This window comes from Micromonospora sp. NPDC005324 (assembly GCF_040607155.1).
GTDB classification, from domain to species: domain Bacteria; phylum Actinomycetota; class Actinomycetes; order Mycobacteriales; family Micromonosporaceae; genus Micromonospora; species Micromonospora trifolii.
Map to the genome: position 1 here is coordinate 73,780 of NZ_JBEXGE010000011.1, position 15,301 is coordinate 89,080.

General features: G+C 71.6%; 13 protein-coding genes. 3 read left to right on the forward strand and 10 right to left on the reverse strand.

What is annotated here, in order from left to right:
- Positions 1-2 precede the first annotated feature (2 nt).
- Positions 3-356, reverse strand: coding sequence for a sterol carrier family protein (locus ABZS40_RS14250; RefSeq protein ID WP_354943704.1), 354 nt, complete (start codon positions 354-356; stop codon positions 3-5).
- A 161-nt stretch (positions 357-517) separates the two neighbouring features.
- Between ABZS40_RS14250 and ABZS40_RS14255 the strand changes: the two genes are divergently transcribed.
- On the forward strand, positions 518-2,539 hold the full coding sequence (locus tag ABZS40_RS14255; RefSeq protein ID WP_354943705.1) for a hypothetical protein: 2,022 nt from the start codon (positions 518-520) through the stop codon (positions 2,537-2,539).
- 173 nt (positions 2,540-2,712) lie between these two features.
- On the opposite strand, the gene ABZS40_RS14260 is transcribed toward ABZS40_RS14255, so the two are convergent.
- The 4 genes from ABZS40_RS14260 to purS all read right to left on the reverse strand — a co-directional run bounded on the left by ABZS40_RS14260 (position 2,713) and on the right by purS (position 7,153).
- Complete coding sequence (locus ABZS40_RS14260) at positions 2,713-3,468, reverse strand: 2-phosphosulfolactate phosphatase (RefSeq protein ID WP_354943804.1); 756 nt, start codon at positions 3,466-3,468, stop codon at positions 2,713-2,715.
- Between the two features lie 4 nt (positions 3,469-3,472).
- Positions 3,473-6,142: a phosphoribosylformylglycinamidine synthase subunit PurL gene (gene purL, locus ABZS40_RS14265; protein WP_354943706.1), complete on the reverse strand. Its 2,670-nt coding sequence runs from the start codon at positions 6,140-6,142 to the stop codon at positions 3,473-3,475.
- A 67-nt stretch (positions 6,143-6,209) separates the two neighbouring features.
- The gene (purQ, locus tag ABZS40_RS14270; RefSeq protein ID WP_091396055.1) at positions 6,210-6,893 is read right to left on the reverse strand and encodes a phosphoribosylformylglycinamidine synthase subunit PurQ; all 684 of its coding nucleotides are present in this window, start codon (positions 6,891-6,893) and stop codon (positions 6,210-6,212) included.
- On the reverse strand, positions 6,890-7,153 hold the full coding sequence (gene purS, locus ABZS40_RS14275; protein ID WP_350854676.1) for a phosphoribosylformylglycinamidine synthase subunit PurS: 264 nt from the start codon (positions 7,151-7,153) through the stop codon (positions 6,890-6,892). Before purS ends, purQ begins: the two co-directional genes overlap by 4 nt.
- Positions 7,154-7,511: 358 nt before the next feature.
- Between purS and ABZS40_RS14280 the strand changes: the two genes are divergently transcribed.
- Positions 7,512-8,192, forward strand: a complete 681-nt coding sequence (locus tag ABZS40_RS14280; protein ID WP_354943707.1) for a trypsin-like serine protease — start codon at positions 7,512-7,514, stop codon at positions 8,190-8,192.
- 24 nt (positions 8,193-8,216) lie between these two features.
- On the forward strand, positions 8,217-8,780 hold the full coding sequence (locus ABZS40_RS14285) for a YbjQ family protein (protein ID WP_354943708.1): 564 nt from the start codon (positions 8,217-8,219) through the stop codon (positions 8,778-8,780).
- A 67-nt stretch (positions 8,781-8,847) separates the two neighbouring features.
- Here ABZS40_RS14285 and purB read toward each other — a convergent pair whose 3' ends face one another.
- From purB to ABZS40_RS14310, 5 genes are all read right to left on the reverse strand, one after another.
- The gene (gene purB / locus ABZS40_RS14290; protein WP_354943709.1) at positions 8,848-10,272 is read right to left on the reverse strand and encodes an adenylosuccinate lyase; all 1,425 of its coding nucleotides are present in this window, start codon (positions 10,270-10,272) and stop codon (positions 8,848-8,850) included.
- Between the two features lie 110 nt (positions 10,273-10,382).
- Positions 10,383-12,791: a hypothetical protein gene (locus ABZS40_RS14295; RefSeq protein ID WP_354943710.1), complete on the reverse strand. Its 2,409-nt coding sequence runs from the start codon at positions 12,789-12,791 to the stop codon at positions 10,383-10,385.
- On the reverse strand, positions 12,784-13,815 hold the full coding sequence (locus tag ABZS40_RS14300) for a glycosyltransferase family 2 protein (RefSeq protein WP_354943711.1): 1,032 nt from the start codon (positions 13,813-13,815) through the stop codon (positions 12,784-12,786). Before ABZS40_RS14300 ends, ABZS40_RS14295 begins: the two co-directional genes overlap by 8 nt.
- Positions 13,816-13,999: 184 nt before the next feature.
- Positions 14,000-14,728, reverse strand: a complete 729-nt coding sequence (locus ABZS40_RS14305) for a GntR family transcriptional regulator (protein WP_354943712.1) — start codon at positions 14,726-14,728, stop codon at positions 14,000-14,002.
- A gap of 11 nt (positions 14,729-14,739) precedes the next feature.
- A complete protein-coding gene (locus ABZS40_RS14310; protein WP_354943713.1) occupies positions 14,740-15,282 on the reverse strand; it encodes a UTRA domain-containing protein in 543 nt (180 codons plus the stop codon).
- Positions 15,283-15,301 lie beyond the last annotated feature (19 nt).

Consider the following 15,301-nt stretch of genomic DNA (forward strand, 5'->3'; position numbering starts at 1 on the left):
GACTAGAGGGGCAGATAAGCCGACAGGTCGGCCCGGATACCACTCATCTGGACGCGACCGTCGGTGACCGCCTCGGCCCAGGCAACCCTGCCGGTTGCCAACTCCAACCAGGTGTTCGGGGCCATCTCGACCACGTTTGGTGGATTTCCTCTGGTGTGTCGAGGCCCCGGTACGCATTGGATCGCCCCGTATGGTGGGACGCGCACCTCCACCGATCGGCCGGGGGCGCGCTCCGCGAGGACGGCCAACAACGACCGGACCGCCTCTCGGTACACCGGCCGTTCGGGTGTACGCCCCTCGTCGAGCGCCGACAACGCGGCCGTAACGGCAGCGGACTTACTGTGCGGAGAGGACACGACGGGACGATACGACCCCCAGGCCAAACACGCGACGCTGGCCCTGGGTCGCGCTCATGCAGTCGGACAAGGCATAGTTGCCGACGGCGTATTCGTACCGTGATGATCCCCGGCCCGGCGCCCCGCCGGTCAGAGGGAAGTCAGCCCGGAAGGCGGTGGACGTGTCAACACACCGACGTGCCTGGAAGCAGCGGGCCGGTGTGGTCGTAGCGCTGGTTGCCGGCGCTCTGCTCGCCGTCCCCGCCACACCAGCCATGGCCGCAGAGGTCAGCGTTTCCCCCGGCTCGATCACCGTAAACGCCGGCAGCGACGCCACAATCACCGTGCGCGTCACTGGGGGTAATGGCGACGAGTCGGCGAAGGTCAGCCTCTCCGGCCTGCCGTCCGGCGTCGGCTGCGCCAGTGGTTGCGGCGATGTCAAACTCTCCGGCGGCGGCCTGGGCAACCCGACAGGGTCGCAGCTGGTCAGGATCGCGGCCAACGACAACGCCGGCGACGCGACAGCGACCATCACGGTGGCGGTCGAGGCCGAGTCCGGCCCGGACACCGCCACCGTCTCGCTGACCGTGAAGGGCAAGGCCGCTCCTCCGCCGCCGCCGCAGAACCAGACCGTGCGGTCGGTCGCCGGCAAGGTGGTCGCGCAGGACGACGGCAAGGCCGTGCCGAACGCGTTCGTGGTTCTCCAGGACACCGCCGGTCACCGCTACGACGCCACGAGCGACGGCGGCGGCAACTTCCGGTTCACCGGCACCACCGAGAAGCCGATCGCGCCCGGACGGATCGACCTGGGCGCGTCCTTCGACAACATCAAGGCGTTCAAGTCCTTGAACGCCAACGCCGGGCAGGCCATCACCGGGCAGCGGCTCAGCCTCGCGATCAAGGCCGAGGCGACGCCCAGCGCCACCCCGTCCGCCACCCCCGAGGCCACCCCCACCGACGAGGCGACCGAGGAGGGCACCGAGGAGGAGCCCACCGAGGAGGCCAGCCAGGGTGCTCCGGCGAACGCCGCGAACACCGAGGACGGCGGCGGCCTCAGCTCGTACCTGATCATTTTGCTCGGTGGTCTTCTGGTCGCCGCCGGTGTCGGCACGATCGTGCTGCTCTGGATGAAGCGCAGGGAGAACGGCGGCGACGACGACGCTCCGGCGGCTGCCGGCGGCGGCGGTGTGGTGCCGCCCTCGCGGGGCGGGTTCCGCGGTGCGGACGACCACACCCGGGTGGTCGGCGGTCGTCCCGGCGGCGGACCGGACCCGACCATGGTCGGTGGCGCCGCGCTGAGCGAGGCACCGACGATGATGCACCGCCCGGTGGTCGACGACGTTCCGCCAGACCCGTACGGTGCGCCTGCCCAGGCGTACGGCGGCGCGGGTCAGCAGGGCTGGGGCGGTGCCGGCTACGGCGAGGAGCCAGCGTCCGCTGGGTACGGTGCCGGCGGCTACGGCAACGCTCCCGCTTCCGGCGGCGGCTACGGCGCTCCGGCCGGCCCGGAGGGCGGGTACGGCGCCGGCGCGGCCGGTGACGGTTACGGTGCCACGCCCGGTGCCGGTTACGGCAATGCTCCGGCCTCCGGTGCCGGCTACGGGAACGCCCCAGCCTCCGGTGGCGGCTACGGCGGTCGTGACTACGACGCCCCGGGCGGCACCGCCGCCTACCCGCCGGCTCCCGCTGGCGGAGCGGCCTACGGCGAGCGGTTCGACGAGCCGACCGGTCGGTACACCGGCGACACCCAGTACCCGGCCCCGGCCGACCCGTACGCCACCGGCGTCTACCAGCCGGAGCAGGGGCAGGGGTACGGCCAGCCCGATCCCGCCCCGTACGGCGGTCGCGCTGCCGAGCCGACCGCAGGGTACGGCGCTCCGGAGGCTGGCGGCTACGACCAGGGCGGCTACGGCCAACCGGCCGGCGGATACGACCAGGGCGGCGCCTACGGCCAGGAGCCTCCGCAGCAGCGCGGCGGTTACGACGACCGGGGCTACGACCAGGGCGGCTACGGTCAGCCCGCCGGCGGATACGACCAGGGCGGCAACTACGGCGGCCAGGAGCCCCCGCCGCAGCGCGGTGGCGGTTACGACGACCGGGGCTACGACCAGGGCGGCTACGGCCAGCCCGCCGGGCGGAACCGACCGGAGACCCCGCCGCCGACCGAGCGCGGCGGTCGCCGCCTCGACTGGCTGGACGACTGACCCCACCACAGAGCACGGAAACGGCCACCCGGGAGATCCGGGTGGCCGTTTCGCTGCAAGAGCGACTCGGCTTTCAGGAAGTCGGACCATCCTGCAGCCCAGGACACCCCGACTTCCTGAAAGCCGAGTCGATCACGCGCTGCCACCAGGCGGTCAGGCGCGGCCAGGCGCGGTCAGGCGGCGGAGAAGACGCCCTGATGAAGCACCGGCACGACGTCCGACACGCCGATCCGGACGGCGACGTCCACGTCCGCGGCGAAGCCGCTCTCGGTCAACTCTCGCCCGGAGACGCTGCCGCGCACCGCGGCGGGCAGATCCGGAGTGCTCGCCAGCGCGGCGAGCGCCATGGCCGCCTCCACCGAGAGCCCACCGGGCACACCGGAGAGGGCGTCCAGCACCGAGGCGGCGCCGAGTTGGTCCTCCACGGACGGGCGCAGCGACCCGTCCGGCCACCGCTCCCCCGAGGCGATCACGCCGATCGGGGCCTCCAGCGTGCCGTACCCCTGGCGGCGCAGCCAATGCCCGACGGCGCGTGCGTTGCGCAGGCACGCCGCTACCACCGGCAGGCCGGTGGCGCTGGCGGCGGCGCTGATGGCGGAGCCGTTCGGTGAGGGCAGCACGAGGTCCGCCACCACGGGAGCGCTGCTCAGCGCGGCGGGCGAGAGCGACCACGGATGGTCAGCGGTCGTCTGCCGCCGACCGACGGCAGCGGTAGCACCCACCCGGACGGCGTACTCGGCGGCCTGCTCACCCCAGGGGAACGGGTGCACCCGCATGCCCCGGGCGACCGCCACCTCCACGGCGGTGGTGAACGAGAGGACGTCCACCACCACCAGCGCCGCGCAGACCCGGCCGAGTTCGGCCGCCCCGGTCAGCCCCCAGTCGAACCGGGCACCCGATCCGGGTTGGCCGTAGACGGCGGCCGTCAACGCCTCAGCGCTCGTCAGGCGACGGTTCGGTGACACCGGAGTCAGACTCGGACGCCCCGCCGGGCTGCTCCGACCCGATCGGCTCGACCGCGCCGGTCTCCGGGGATGGACCCGAGGAAGCGATCGGCTCGGAGACCACCTCGGCCGCGTCGAGCGGCTCGGCCTGCGCGACCGGCAGCGGGACGGCCTCGACCGCACCCGCCACACCGGCAGCCGGCGCGGGCACCTCGACGGCCGCCGAGGCCCCGAAGAGGCGCGGCAGCGTCTCGGTGTGCGCGGTGCGCAGCTCGTCCAGGCCGATCCGGAACTGGCCGTGCACCTCGAGCGCACCGCCGGACGGGTCGGTGACGCCGATCAGCTCGAACGGCACGCCCCGCTCGGCGCAGAGCGCCGCGAACGCCTTGTCGTGGCCGCGCGGCACCGAGACCAGCGCCCGCGTGGCGGACTCGCTGAACAGGTAGACGAACGGCATCGAGCCCTCGGTGAACTGCTCCGGCACCGCGACCCGGGCACCGACGCCGCGACGCAGGCAGGACTCGACCAGGCTCTGGGCGAGCCCACCATCGGAGAGGTCGTGTGCCGAGGCCAGGTGGCCGACACGGGCCGCCTCGGCCAGCAACTCGGCGAGCGCCTTCTCGCGGAGAAGGTCGACCTGCGGCGGAATACCGCCGAGGTGCTCGTGCGTCACCCAGGCCCACTCCGAGCCGGACAACTCCACGTTCGTCTCGCCGAGCAGGTAGAGCTGGTCGTGGTCGCCACCGGCGCGCGGCACGAAGCCCATCGGCACCCGGTCGGCGACGTTGTCCAGCACGCCCAGCACGCCGACCACAGGGGTCGGGTGAATGGCCGCCGCGCCGGTCTGGTTGTAGAAGCTGACGTTGCCGCCGGTCACCGGAATGCCCAGCTCCAGGCAGCCGTCCGCCAGGCCGCGCACGGCCTCGGCGAACTGCCACATCACGCCCGGGTCCTCCGGGGAGCCGAAGTTGAGGCAGTTGGTCACGGCGATCGGCTTCGCACCGGTCACCGCGACGTTCCGGTACGCCTCAGCCAGGGCCAGCTTGGTGCCGTTGTACGGGTCCAGTCGGGTGTACCGGCCGTTGCCGTCGACCGACAGCGCCACGCCGAGGCCGGTCCGCTCGTCGATCCGGATCACGCCGCCGTCCTCCGGCTGGGCGAGCACTGTGTTGCCCAGCACGTAACGGTCGTACTGCTCGGTGACCCAGCTCTTGTCGGCAAGGTTGGGCGACGCGATCATGCGCAGCACGGTCTCCCGCAGCGCCTCCGGGTCGGCCGGGCGGGGCAGCGTCTCGGCCCGGTCGGCCTGGAGCAGGATCAGGTCGGCCGGCTCACGCATCGGCCGGGCGTAGACCGGGCCGTCGTCAACCAGCGAACCCGGCGGCACGTCGACGACCAGGTGGTCCTGCCAGGTGATCAGCAGGCGACCCGGGCGGCCGTCCGGCTCCGGTGCGGTGACCTCACCGATTGCGGTGGCGAGGACGCCCCACTTCTCGCAGGTCTTGAGCACCGCGTCGAGCTTGTCCGGCTCGACAACCAGCAGCATCCGCTCCTGCGACTCGCTGGCCAGGATCTCGTGCGGGTCCATCGAGGGCTCGCGCAGCGGCACCCGCTCCAGCCAGACCCGCATGCCGGTGCCGGCAGCGGCGGCGGTCTCGGTCAGCGCGCAGGTCAGGCCGGCGCCGCCGAGGTCCTGGATGCCGACGACCAGCTGGCCGTCGTACAGCTCGAGGCAGGCCTCGATCAGCAGCTTCTCGGTGAACGGGTCGCCGACCTGCACGGCGGGTCGGCGCGCCTCGCTGCCCTCGTCGAAGGTCGCGCTGGCCAGCACCGACACGCCACCGATGCCGTCCCGGCCGGTCTTGGCGCCCATCAGCACGACGACGTTGCCCGGGCCGGCGGCGGCCTTGTTCTGGAGTTGGTCGACGGGCAGCACGCCCAGGCAGAGCGCGTTGAGCAGAGGGTTGCCCTGGTAGGAGGGGTCGAAGACCAGCTCTCCACCGATGTTGGGCAGGCCCAGGCAGTTGCCGTAGCCGCCCACGCCGGCGACCACGCCGGTGAGCACCCGGGCGGTGTCCGGGTGGTCCGCGGCACCGAAGCGCAGCGGGTCCATCACCGCGACCGGGCGGGCGCCCATGGCGAGGATGTCCCGGACGATGCCGCCGACGCCGGTCGCCGCGCCCTGGTACGGCTCGACGAAGCTCGGGTGGTTGTGCGACTCGACCTTGAAGGTCACCGCCAGCTCGTCGGAGATCTGCACGACACCGGCGTTCTCACCGATGCCGGCGAGCAGCCGGTCGCTGTGCGGGGCCTTCTCGCCGAACTGGCGCAGGTGCACCTTGCTCGACTTGTAGGAGCAGTGCTCGCTCCACATGATCGAATACATCGCCAGCTCGGACTGCGTGGGCCGGCGGCCGAGGATCTGCCGGACCCGGTCGTACTCGTCGTCGCGCAGCCCCAGCTCGGTGTACGGCTGAAGCTCGCCCGGGGTGCCACCGGCGCGCGGCACGGTGTCCACGCCCTCGGTCCAGACGGCGGCGGCCGGCTGGGCGGGAGCGGTCGCCGGTGCGACCGGCTGCGCCGGGGTCGGCTCGGCCGGCTGCGCCGGGACGGAGTACGCCTCCGGTGTGTCCCTTACCGGGTCCGGATGGGTGGTCATGACCTCTCCTCGCTGCGCTCGTGCCCGCCAGGCCGGCGGTTGAGCTGACCGATGATCGTGCCGCCGGTCATGCCGGCGCCCCCACCAGGTGCTTGAGGACCGACGTGAAGAAGCCGAGGCCGTCCAGCGAAGGACCGGTGAGCGCCTCCACCGCGTGCTCGGGGTGCGGCATGATGCCGACCACGTTGCCGGCGGCGTTGGTGATCGCGGCGATGTCGCGCTGGGACCCGTTGGGGTTGCCGCCGACGTAGCGGGCGACCACCCGGCCCTCGGCTTCGAGCTGGTCCAGCGTCGCGGTGTCCGCGACGTAGCAGCCCTCGCCGTTCTTGACCGGGATGAGCACCTCCTGGCCGGGCTGGAACGCGTTGGTCCACGCCGTTCCGGCCGACTCGATGCGCAGGACCTGGTCCCGGTTGCGGAAGTGCAGGTGCTGGTTGCGGGTGAGCGCGCCGGGCAGCAGGTGCGCCTCACACAGGATCTGGAAGCCGTTGCAGATGCCGAGCACGGGCAGACCGCCCCGGGCGGCGTCCACGATCGTCTCCATCACCGGGGCGAACCGGGCGATGGCGCCGCACCGCAGGTAGTCACCGTAGGAGAAACCGCCGGGCAGGACGACAGCGTCGACGCCGTGCAGCTCCGGGTCGCCGTGCCAGAGCCGGACCGGCTCAGCGCCGGCGATCCGGACGGCCCGGGCCGCGTCCCCGTCGTCGAGCGAGCCGGGGAAGGTGACCACACCGACCCGGGCGGTCACGAGCGGGCGTCCGCAGTCTCGTCGGCCTCGACCACGCGGACGGTGAAGTCCTCGATGACCGGGTTGGCGAGCAGTTTGTCGGCAATCTCCCGAGCGCGGTCCAGGTCCGGTTCACCGGTGAACTCGATCTCGATCCGCCTGCCGATCCGAACCGAGGCGACGTCACCGACGCCGAGCCGGGGCAGCGCGTTTGCGACGGCCTGGCCCTGCGGATCAAGGATCTCGGGCTTGAGCATGACGTCGACGACGACGCGAGGCACTGGGCACTCCTGACTGTGTACGCAGTTGGGTGCCGACCCACAATGGGCGAGCGCAGCCAGCGTACCTGGCAGATATCGCCGCGGACGCACCGGCCGGCCGCAGTTCAGGCAGTGATCGACATTACTGACGCTCAGGCGGACCCGCCAGGCGCGACAGGTGGCCTCAGCAGGACATATGCGGCGCAGCGGGTGGCCGAATCGTTACATTGGGCAACCTCGATCACTCCCTTGATAACGACCGCGTCGGGCCCTACTCTACATCGACGTAAGTCGATTCCGCCGGCGCCGGGAACCCCCGCCGCCCGGCCCCATCCGCACCCGGCGACCCCGGGCCCGCCCCGTCCAAGGAGTCCACCCGATGCGCATCCGCCCCCTGCTCGCCGTACTCAGCACCGCGCTGGTCGGCGCCCTCGGCGTCACGTCCGCCGCGTCCGCCTCCCCGCCCAGCCCGAACATCATCGGTGGCGGCACCGTCTCGTCCGCCCCCTGGGCCGCCGCAGTGCTCAGCAACGGCTCGTTCACCTGCTCCGGCAGCGTCATCGCCGCGCAGTGGGTGCTCACCGCCCGGCACTGCATCAACGGCACGATGTCGGTGCGGATCGGCAGCGTCAACCGCACCTCGGGCGGGGTCACCCGCACAGTCAGCGCCACCTACACCCGCAGCGACCTGGCCCTGATGCGGCTCTCCACCAGCGTCAGCACCTCGACCGTGACCCTGGCGAACAGCAACCCACCGATCAACTCGACGAACTCGATCTACGGCTGGGGCATGACCTGCTACAGCGGCTGCTCCGCGTCCACCCAGCTGAAGACCGCCACCGTCCGGGTAACCAGCAACAGCGCCACCGACGCGTACGGCGGCCAGGCGATCCGCAGCACCCGGATCAACGGCAACGCCTGGCGCGGTGACTCCGGTGGCCCGCAGTTCTACAACGGTCAGCAGGTCGGCGTCGCCTCCACCGCCGACGGATCGAGCATCCAGAACTACGGCAGCGTTGCGTACAACCGGGCCTGGATCACCTCGGTGGCCGGTGTCTGACGGTTAGCGCCCCGCTCGGCGCGGATGGTCGGCCACGTGCCGGCCGTCCGCGCCGCGTCGTTTTGCAGCATCCGATCAGGTGAACAATGCACACGATCGGGTCGCGCCACTCCTGACAGCATCGGAACCGTGCTGGTCGTGACGACAGAGCAACTGCCCGGCTACGAGATCCGCCAGATTCTCGGTGAGGTGGTGTCATCAATGGCCAGGACGCGCAACCCGTACCGCGAGGGTGTGAAGAACCTGCGCGGTGGCGCGTACGACCCGATGGCCCCGGACAACCTGACCCGGTGGCGCACCGACTCGGTGGCCCGCCTCGGCGAGGAGGCCCTACGACTCGGCGCGAACGCGGTGATCGCCATGCGGTTCGACAGCCGGGACTGCGGTGAGATGTGGATGGAGATCTGCGCGTACGGCACGGCCGTGGTCGCCGTACCCAAGATGCCCGAGGTCATGCCGGCCGACCAGCCGGCGGTCGCCGCGGAGACCGCGGAGGTCGCGGGCATCACGGAGTCGCCCGGCGGCATCGCCGAACCGGCCAGCGCTCCCAACCTGAGAACCGCCGCCGAAACCCCAACCGGCGAATAACCCACCCACGCCAACCCCACCCCCCCCACCGGGGGGCAGGGTGGGGTGGGGTGGGTGGGTGGGTGGGTTAGAGGATGGGGGGTGGGCTGTAGGTGGCGGCTTCTGGGTGAGCTGTGACCACCTTGGTGATGCGGCTCGTTACCGCTGCCACCTGGGCCTGGGCGGCGCCTACGAAGGCGTTGCGGTCGGCGACCAGGGTGTCGATGTCGGCGCGGGACAGGCCGAGTCGGCCGTCCGCCGCCAGGCGGTCGAAGAGGTCGTTCTCCGGTGAGCCCTTCTCGCGCATCGCCAGGGCCACCGCCACCGCGTGCTCCTTGATCACCTCGTGGGCGACCTCCCGGCCGACGCCCCGCCGGACCGCCGCTACCAGGATCTTCGTGGTGGCCAGGAACGGCAGGAAGCGCTCCAGCTCCCGGTTGATCACCGCCGGGTACGAGCCGAACTCGTCCAGCACGGTGAGGAACGTCTGGAACAACCCGTCGGCGGCGAAGAACGCGTCCGGCAGTGCCACCCGGCGGACCACCGAGCAGGACACGTCCCCCTCGTTCCACTGGTCACCGGCCAGCTCGCCGACCATCGACAGGTAACCCCGGATGATCACGGCGAAGCCGTTCACCCGCTCCGAGGAGCGGGTGTTCATCTTGTGCGGCATCGCGCTGGAACCGACCTGACCCGGCTTGAAGCCCTCGGTCACCAGCTCCTGACCGACCATCAACCGGATCGTGGTGGCCAGCGACGACGGCGCGGCGGCGGTCTGGGCCAGCGCGGCCAGCACGTCGAAGTCGAGCGAGCGCGGGTAGACCTGCCCGACGCTGTCCAGCACCCGGGAGAAGCCCAGGTGCTCGGCGACCCGTCGCTCCAGCTCGGCCACCTTGTCGGCGTCGCCGTCGAACAGGTCGAGCTGGTCGGCGGCAGTGCCGACCGGTCCCTTGATCCCCCGCAGCGGGTAGCGGGCGATCAGCTCCTCCAGCCGCTCGTACGCGATCAGCAACTCCTCGGCCGCCGACGCGAAGCGCTTGCCCAGCGTGGTGGCCTGCGCCGCCACGTTGTGCGAACGGCCGGTCATGACCAGCTCGGAGTGCTCGTGGGCCAGCCAGGCCAACCGGGCGAGGGTGGCCACCACCCGGTCGCGGATCAGCTCCAGCGAGGCGCGCACCTGGAGCTGCTCGACGTTCTCGGTGAGGTCCCGGGAGGTCATCCCCTTGTGCACGTGCTCGTGCCCGGCGAGCGCGCTGAACTCCTCGATCCGGGCCTTCACGTCGTGCCGGGTGACCCGCTCCCGCTCGGCGATCGAGGCGAGGTCGACCTGGTCGAGCACCCGCTCGTACGCCTCGACCACGCCGTCCGGCACCGGCACGCCCAGGTCGCGCTGAGCGCGGAGCACGGCGAGCCAGAGCCGCCGCTCCATCCGGACCTTCTCCTCGGGAGACCAGAGGGCGACCAGTTCGGGCGAGGCGTACCGGTTGGCCAGCACGTTGGGGATCGTCGTCACGTACCTCATTGTCCCGCACCCGCTGGTCGACACCGGGACCGGGCCGGAGGTCGACCAGCGGGACCGGGCCGGGGGTCGATCAGCGGGACCCGGGCGGGTTGGTCAGGTCGTCAGGGGCGGTTCAGCTCGTAGACGGTGACCGAGCCGGCGACCAGCCGGACCTGGGTCAGCGCGGCCAGCTCCGCCGACACCGCACCCGCCCTGGTGTCGGCGAACAGCCACCTGACCCCGTGCTCCGTGCGGAGCCGGTCCAGGTCGGCCTGGGTCGGCGCGCTGAACACCCCGTCGTTGAGCGCCAACAGCGCCGGGTCGGGGAAGCTCTGTCGGGCGTACCCCAGGTTCTGGACGCCGTGCGCGGCCACGACCGCGTCGGTGTAGCCCCAGCTCTCCACCACAGTGCGGTGCCCACCCAGGCCGGTCACCCAGAACGCGCGGGCATCGCAGTGCGGGGTGGTGCGCACCGGCCGGCAGTGCACGTTGGTGGCGACCACGTCGTCGTCGGCGGCGTTGTCGTCAAGCCACAGCGCGGCGCGCATCTCGTCGGCGGTCAGCGCGTACGGCTGCGGCCCGGTCGCCGGCACCGGCTCGGTCAGCACCGAGCGGACGGTCCCGCCCACGACGACGGCGGCGCTGGCGCCGAGCATCGCCGCGGTGACCCCGGCCAGGGCGATCGTCGCCGCGCGCCGACGGCCTCCCGAGCCCGCCGCCGAAGCCGCCGGCACCGGAACCGGCGCCTGGACGCGGCGCCGCCACAGGGCGGCCACCCCGACGGCGAGCGCGGCGGCCACCGCCACGAACAGCACGTACCGGGCGGCCGAGAGACCCAGCACCCGCAGCCACCCCTCGACCGTCGAGGTGGTGGGGGTGCCGGGACGGCTGATCCTCGGCACGGCGAAGCCCACCACCGTGCCGGCCGTGGCGAGCCCTGCCAACGCGCCGGCCACGGCGGGCACCACCAGCGCCGGCCAGGGCGCTCGGGCCTGGGCGAGGGACCAGGTGGTCAGCACGACGCCGACCGGGATGACGCCCATCCAGAAGTAGATCTGACTGATCGACGGGTGCTGGAACACCCAGGTGGTGGCCGCGCCGGCCAGGACCGTGCCGGCGAGCAGCCAGACGGCCGGGTCGGCCCGGTGCCCACCGTCGACGAGCAGGCTCATGCCCACCCACCGGGGCGCCTGACCCAGCACCCACCAGGCGACCACGGCGAACGCCAACAGCCACCCGACAAGGCCACCGTCGTTGATGCCCGGTGGCAGCGGCGCGCTCGGCCAGATTCCGTCGCCCGTCCCGAGGGTCTCGGAGTACGGGGCGATGAAGTGCAGCAACGCCAACGCCTGCACGCGCAGCGTGGAGGCCCCACCACCGGCGAACAGCCGGAAGCCGAGCGCCATCGCCGCCACGAGGCAGGCCAGCGCCAGCAGGGCCGGTCGCGGGGCCTGCCGCTTCCGCCACCAGAACACGACGGCGGTGAGACCCAGGCCGGCGATCAACGGCGGCAACGCGCTGGACTTCGCCCCCGCACAGACCAGCCCGAGCGCCGGAACCAGCGGCCAGGCCCGACCGAGGGAACGCCCCCGCGCCACGTCGACGATGAGCCCGGCGAGCAGCAGCAACGGCACCAGCACGTACGTCTGGGAGGGGCTGCCGTACGACAGCGGCATCTCGCCGGTCGCACCCACCGGCGAACCGAGCGTGACCCCCGCTCCGATGAAGGCGGCGAGGGCGGCCACCGGACCGGCCCAGACGGCCCCGCTCAGGTCGCGGGCGAGCCCGGCCGCGAGCAGCACCGCGGTACCGATCACGGGCACCAGCCAGAGCCGCAGCAGCACCACCGCCGGCGGAACTCCGGTGATCATGCTGCCGCTGGCGATGTGCGCGTCGGACAGGTAGTGATAGCGCAGGGCCTCCCCGGCGACGTGCGGCAACTCGAACGGCATCGCCCGGGTCAGCTCCTGCACCAGACCCAGGTGGTAGAGCACGTCCTGGTAGTAGCCGCCGTACACGGGAGGCAGCGGGACCATCCGCCACTGGGTGTATCCCCAGGCGAGCACCACCAGCAGCGCCGCGCCCATCCCCCAGTGCCAGGCCAGTGGCAGCGGACGGCGCTCGCCTACCCGCCAGTGTCGGCGCAGCCCGGGGACGGCGGCGAACGCGACGAGAACGGGCAGCGGCCACCACCGCAGCAGGGACTGCTGACCGGTCGCGGCGGCCAGCGCCCAGGCGATGATCTCCAGCAGCAGACCGGTGGCCGCGCCGTAGCCAAGGTCCTCCGGGAGGTTGCCCCGGCTGCCGCGCAGCGCGCGGTGCACCAGGGTTCCGGGGAGCACCAGCGCGAGGACCCAGTACGCGGAGAACCGCGCAAGATCCGGGGTGGGCACGCTGCCGCGGGACCAGACCACGAGCAGCGCGGCGATCACGAGCACCCACGGGAGCGTGCTGAGGACCGGCACGAGAGCATTCCGACGCGACGTCGTGGCCGGGGCATCGATCCGCTCGGCCAACAGGGTGTCAGCCACGGAGGCCGACCACCGAATCGAAGCCCGGCGTACGGGAGACGTCATCGCTGCTGGCGACCGGCTCCGCCCCCGGGGCCTCGTCCCGGGAGTCGAACCCGATGTGGAACGCGGGCCGGTTCTGCACTGTGGCGTAGATCCTGCCGACGTACTCGCCCAGCAGGCCGAGGCAGACCAGCTGCACCCCACTGAGCAGCAGTACCGCGACGAACATCGAGGTCCAGCCGGGGATGGTGGTGCCGGAGACGTGGGCGACCATGCCGAACACGATCAGCGCGAGGCAGAGCAGGAAGCTCGACATCCCCAGCCAGGTGGCCAGGCGCAGTGGCGAGGCGGAGAAGTTCGCAGTGCTCTCCCAGGCCAGGGCCACCATCCGGCGCAGCGGGTACTTCGTCTCGCCGGCGGCGCGGGCCTCGCGGTCGTAGCGCACCTCGGCGCTGGGGAAGCCGAGCGACGGCACCAGCAGCCGGTAGACCGGGGAACGTTCGGGCAACCGGCGCAGGACCTCGATCACGTCCCGACTGAGCAACCGGAAGTCGCCGGCCTGCGCGGGCAGGTCGACGCCGACGAGCCGGCGCATCGCCCAGTAGTAGCCACGGGCGCTGTTGCGCTTGAAGACCGTGTCGGTGCTGCGGTCGGCGCGAACGCCGTAGACGACATCCACCCCGTCCTCGCGGGCCACGCGGAGCATCTCGGCGATGGTCTCCGGCGGATCCTGGAGATCGGCGTCCAGGCTGACCACCCACTGGCCGACGGCCCGGTGCAGGCCGGCTGTCAACGCCGCCTGGTGGCCGCTGTTGCGCCGCAGCCGGAGCACCCGCAGCTGCGGCCAGTCCCGGCCGTGGTCGAAGAGCACCGACACGGTGTCGTCCCGGCTGCCGTCGTCGACGGCGACCACCTCGTAGTCGACGCCGAGCGCGTCGAGCACCGGCCGCAGCCGGGCGACCAGAGCCGGAATGACAGCTGTCTCATTGAACATCGGGATGACCACCGAGAGGGCGGTCGTCCGTGGAACGACGGACTCCATGGTGATACGGCCCCGTTCCGCACGCAGGAGTGATCGAATCCGAGCCAGCGGCGCGGCAACGAACACCATTGCGCGGTAAACCCTCCACCAGCCGGCCGACTCCTGAACGGCTCGTTAACGCCCGTTGGCCGATGCCTCGATATCTCCGCCCGACCTACAAACCCGGCACCGCGTCACGTCTGCGCTACCCGCCCTCGGGCCGAACCTGCTGGTGATATTGCAGCTCATGCAGGTGACCACCCTTGATAAGGACTGCCACCTCGACCGGCTGCCCATGCACCGAGCGGATCACCCGAAACTGGCGGATCACCGGCACCTGCGCCGGCAGCGACAGGATCTCCAGCTCGTGGGTGGTCGGCATGCGGACAGACAGCCGGTCGACGAAGTCCCGCTGCGAATGACCCAGCTCGGCCAGTGCCCGAGGGGCGCCCCCGACGAGCTTCTGGCGCGAGGAGATTGCAGTGCCTCGGCCGATCGAGACCGGGTAGTACGACCACGACACCTCCACCGGCTCGCCGTCGTACGAGAGCAGGCGATGGCGGAGGATCGCGGGCTCGTCGTCGGCAACACCGAGTGCCAGCGCCACGTCGGCGGGCGGTTGAACCTCGGCCACGTCGAGCAGTTGGTAGGCGTACCCACCGGGGCAGGGCGGGACGTAGGCGTCAACCTCCATGACCAACGGCTGACGATCCCGTACGTAGACCCCCTTGCCCACCCGGCTGTGGAGATACCCCTCCTCCTTGAGCGCGGCGAGGGCCCGCTGCACGGTCGCGTTCGCGACGGAGTACTGGCTGATCAACTGCGCCGTCGATGGCAACTGCGATCCGGACGGCAGTTCACCAGCCATGATGCGCGCGCGAATGTCGGCAGCGATCTGCTCATGCCGAGGCCGATCGTCGCTCCTGCGAGCCAAGACGGCCTCCCCTACGCAATCGACGATTCGTAACGGAGGCGACGGCCTCCGGCAGTCATGCTCATCACGCTCAGCTCGACCGGCAACCCGTCATCGGTGCTGAGCACGCGAGTCAGCCCGAGCACCCAGTCGTCTTCGCCCAGTTGAAGTAGCGACCGCTCGGTATCGGTCGCCCGACGTGTGTAGACGTCTTCGCTCACCCGCCGTGGTCGGTACCCCAGCTCCGCCAGCAGAGTAACCGCCCCACCACGGATCTTGCGGGGCTCGGCAAGGCCGGTGCCGCGAGCGATGGTCGCCGGATAGAGGGATGTGGTTACTTCCACCGGCCGTTCATCCAGCAACATCATTCGGCGGCGCTGGATCACCTGCTTACCGGGATCAAGCTGCAGCGCCTCGGCCAGTTCCGCCACCGGAACGATCTCGGTGACGTCGAGCAGACGTTGTGACCCCACTCCGCCGTTCTGCGCAGCCTCCGCTCTCCAGGCTTCAGCCTCGCCGGGCAGCCTCGGCGTCACGTAGGGGGTGGAGACACTGATCCATTCGAGGTGCTTCAAGATCCACTCCTTCACCCTC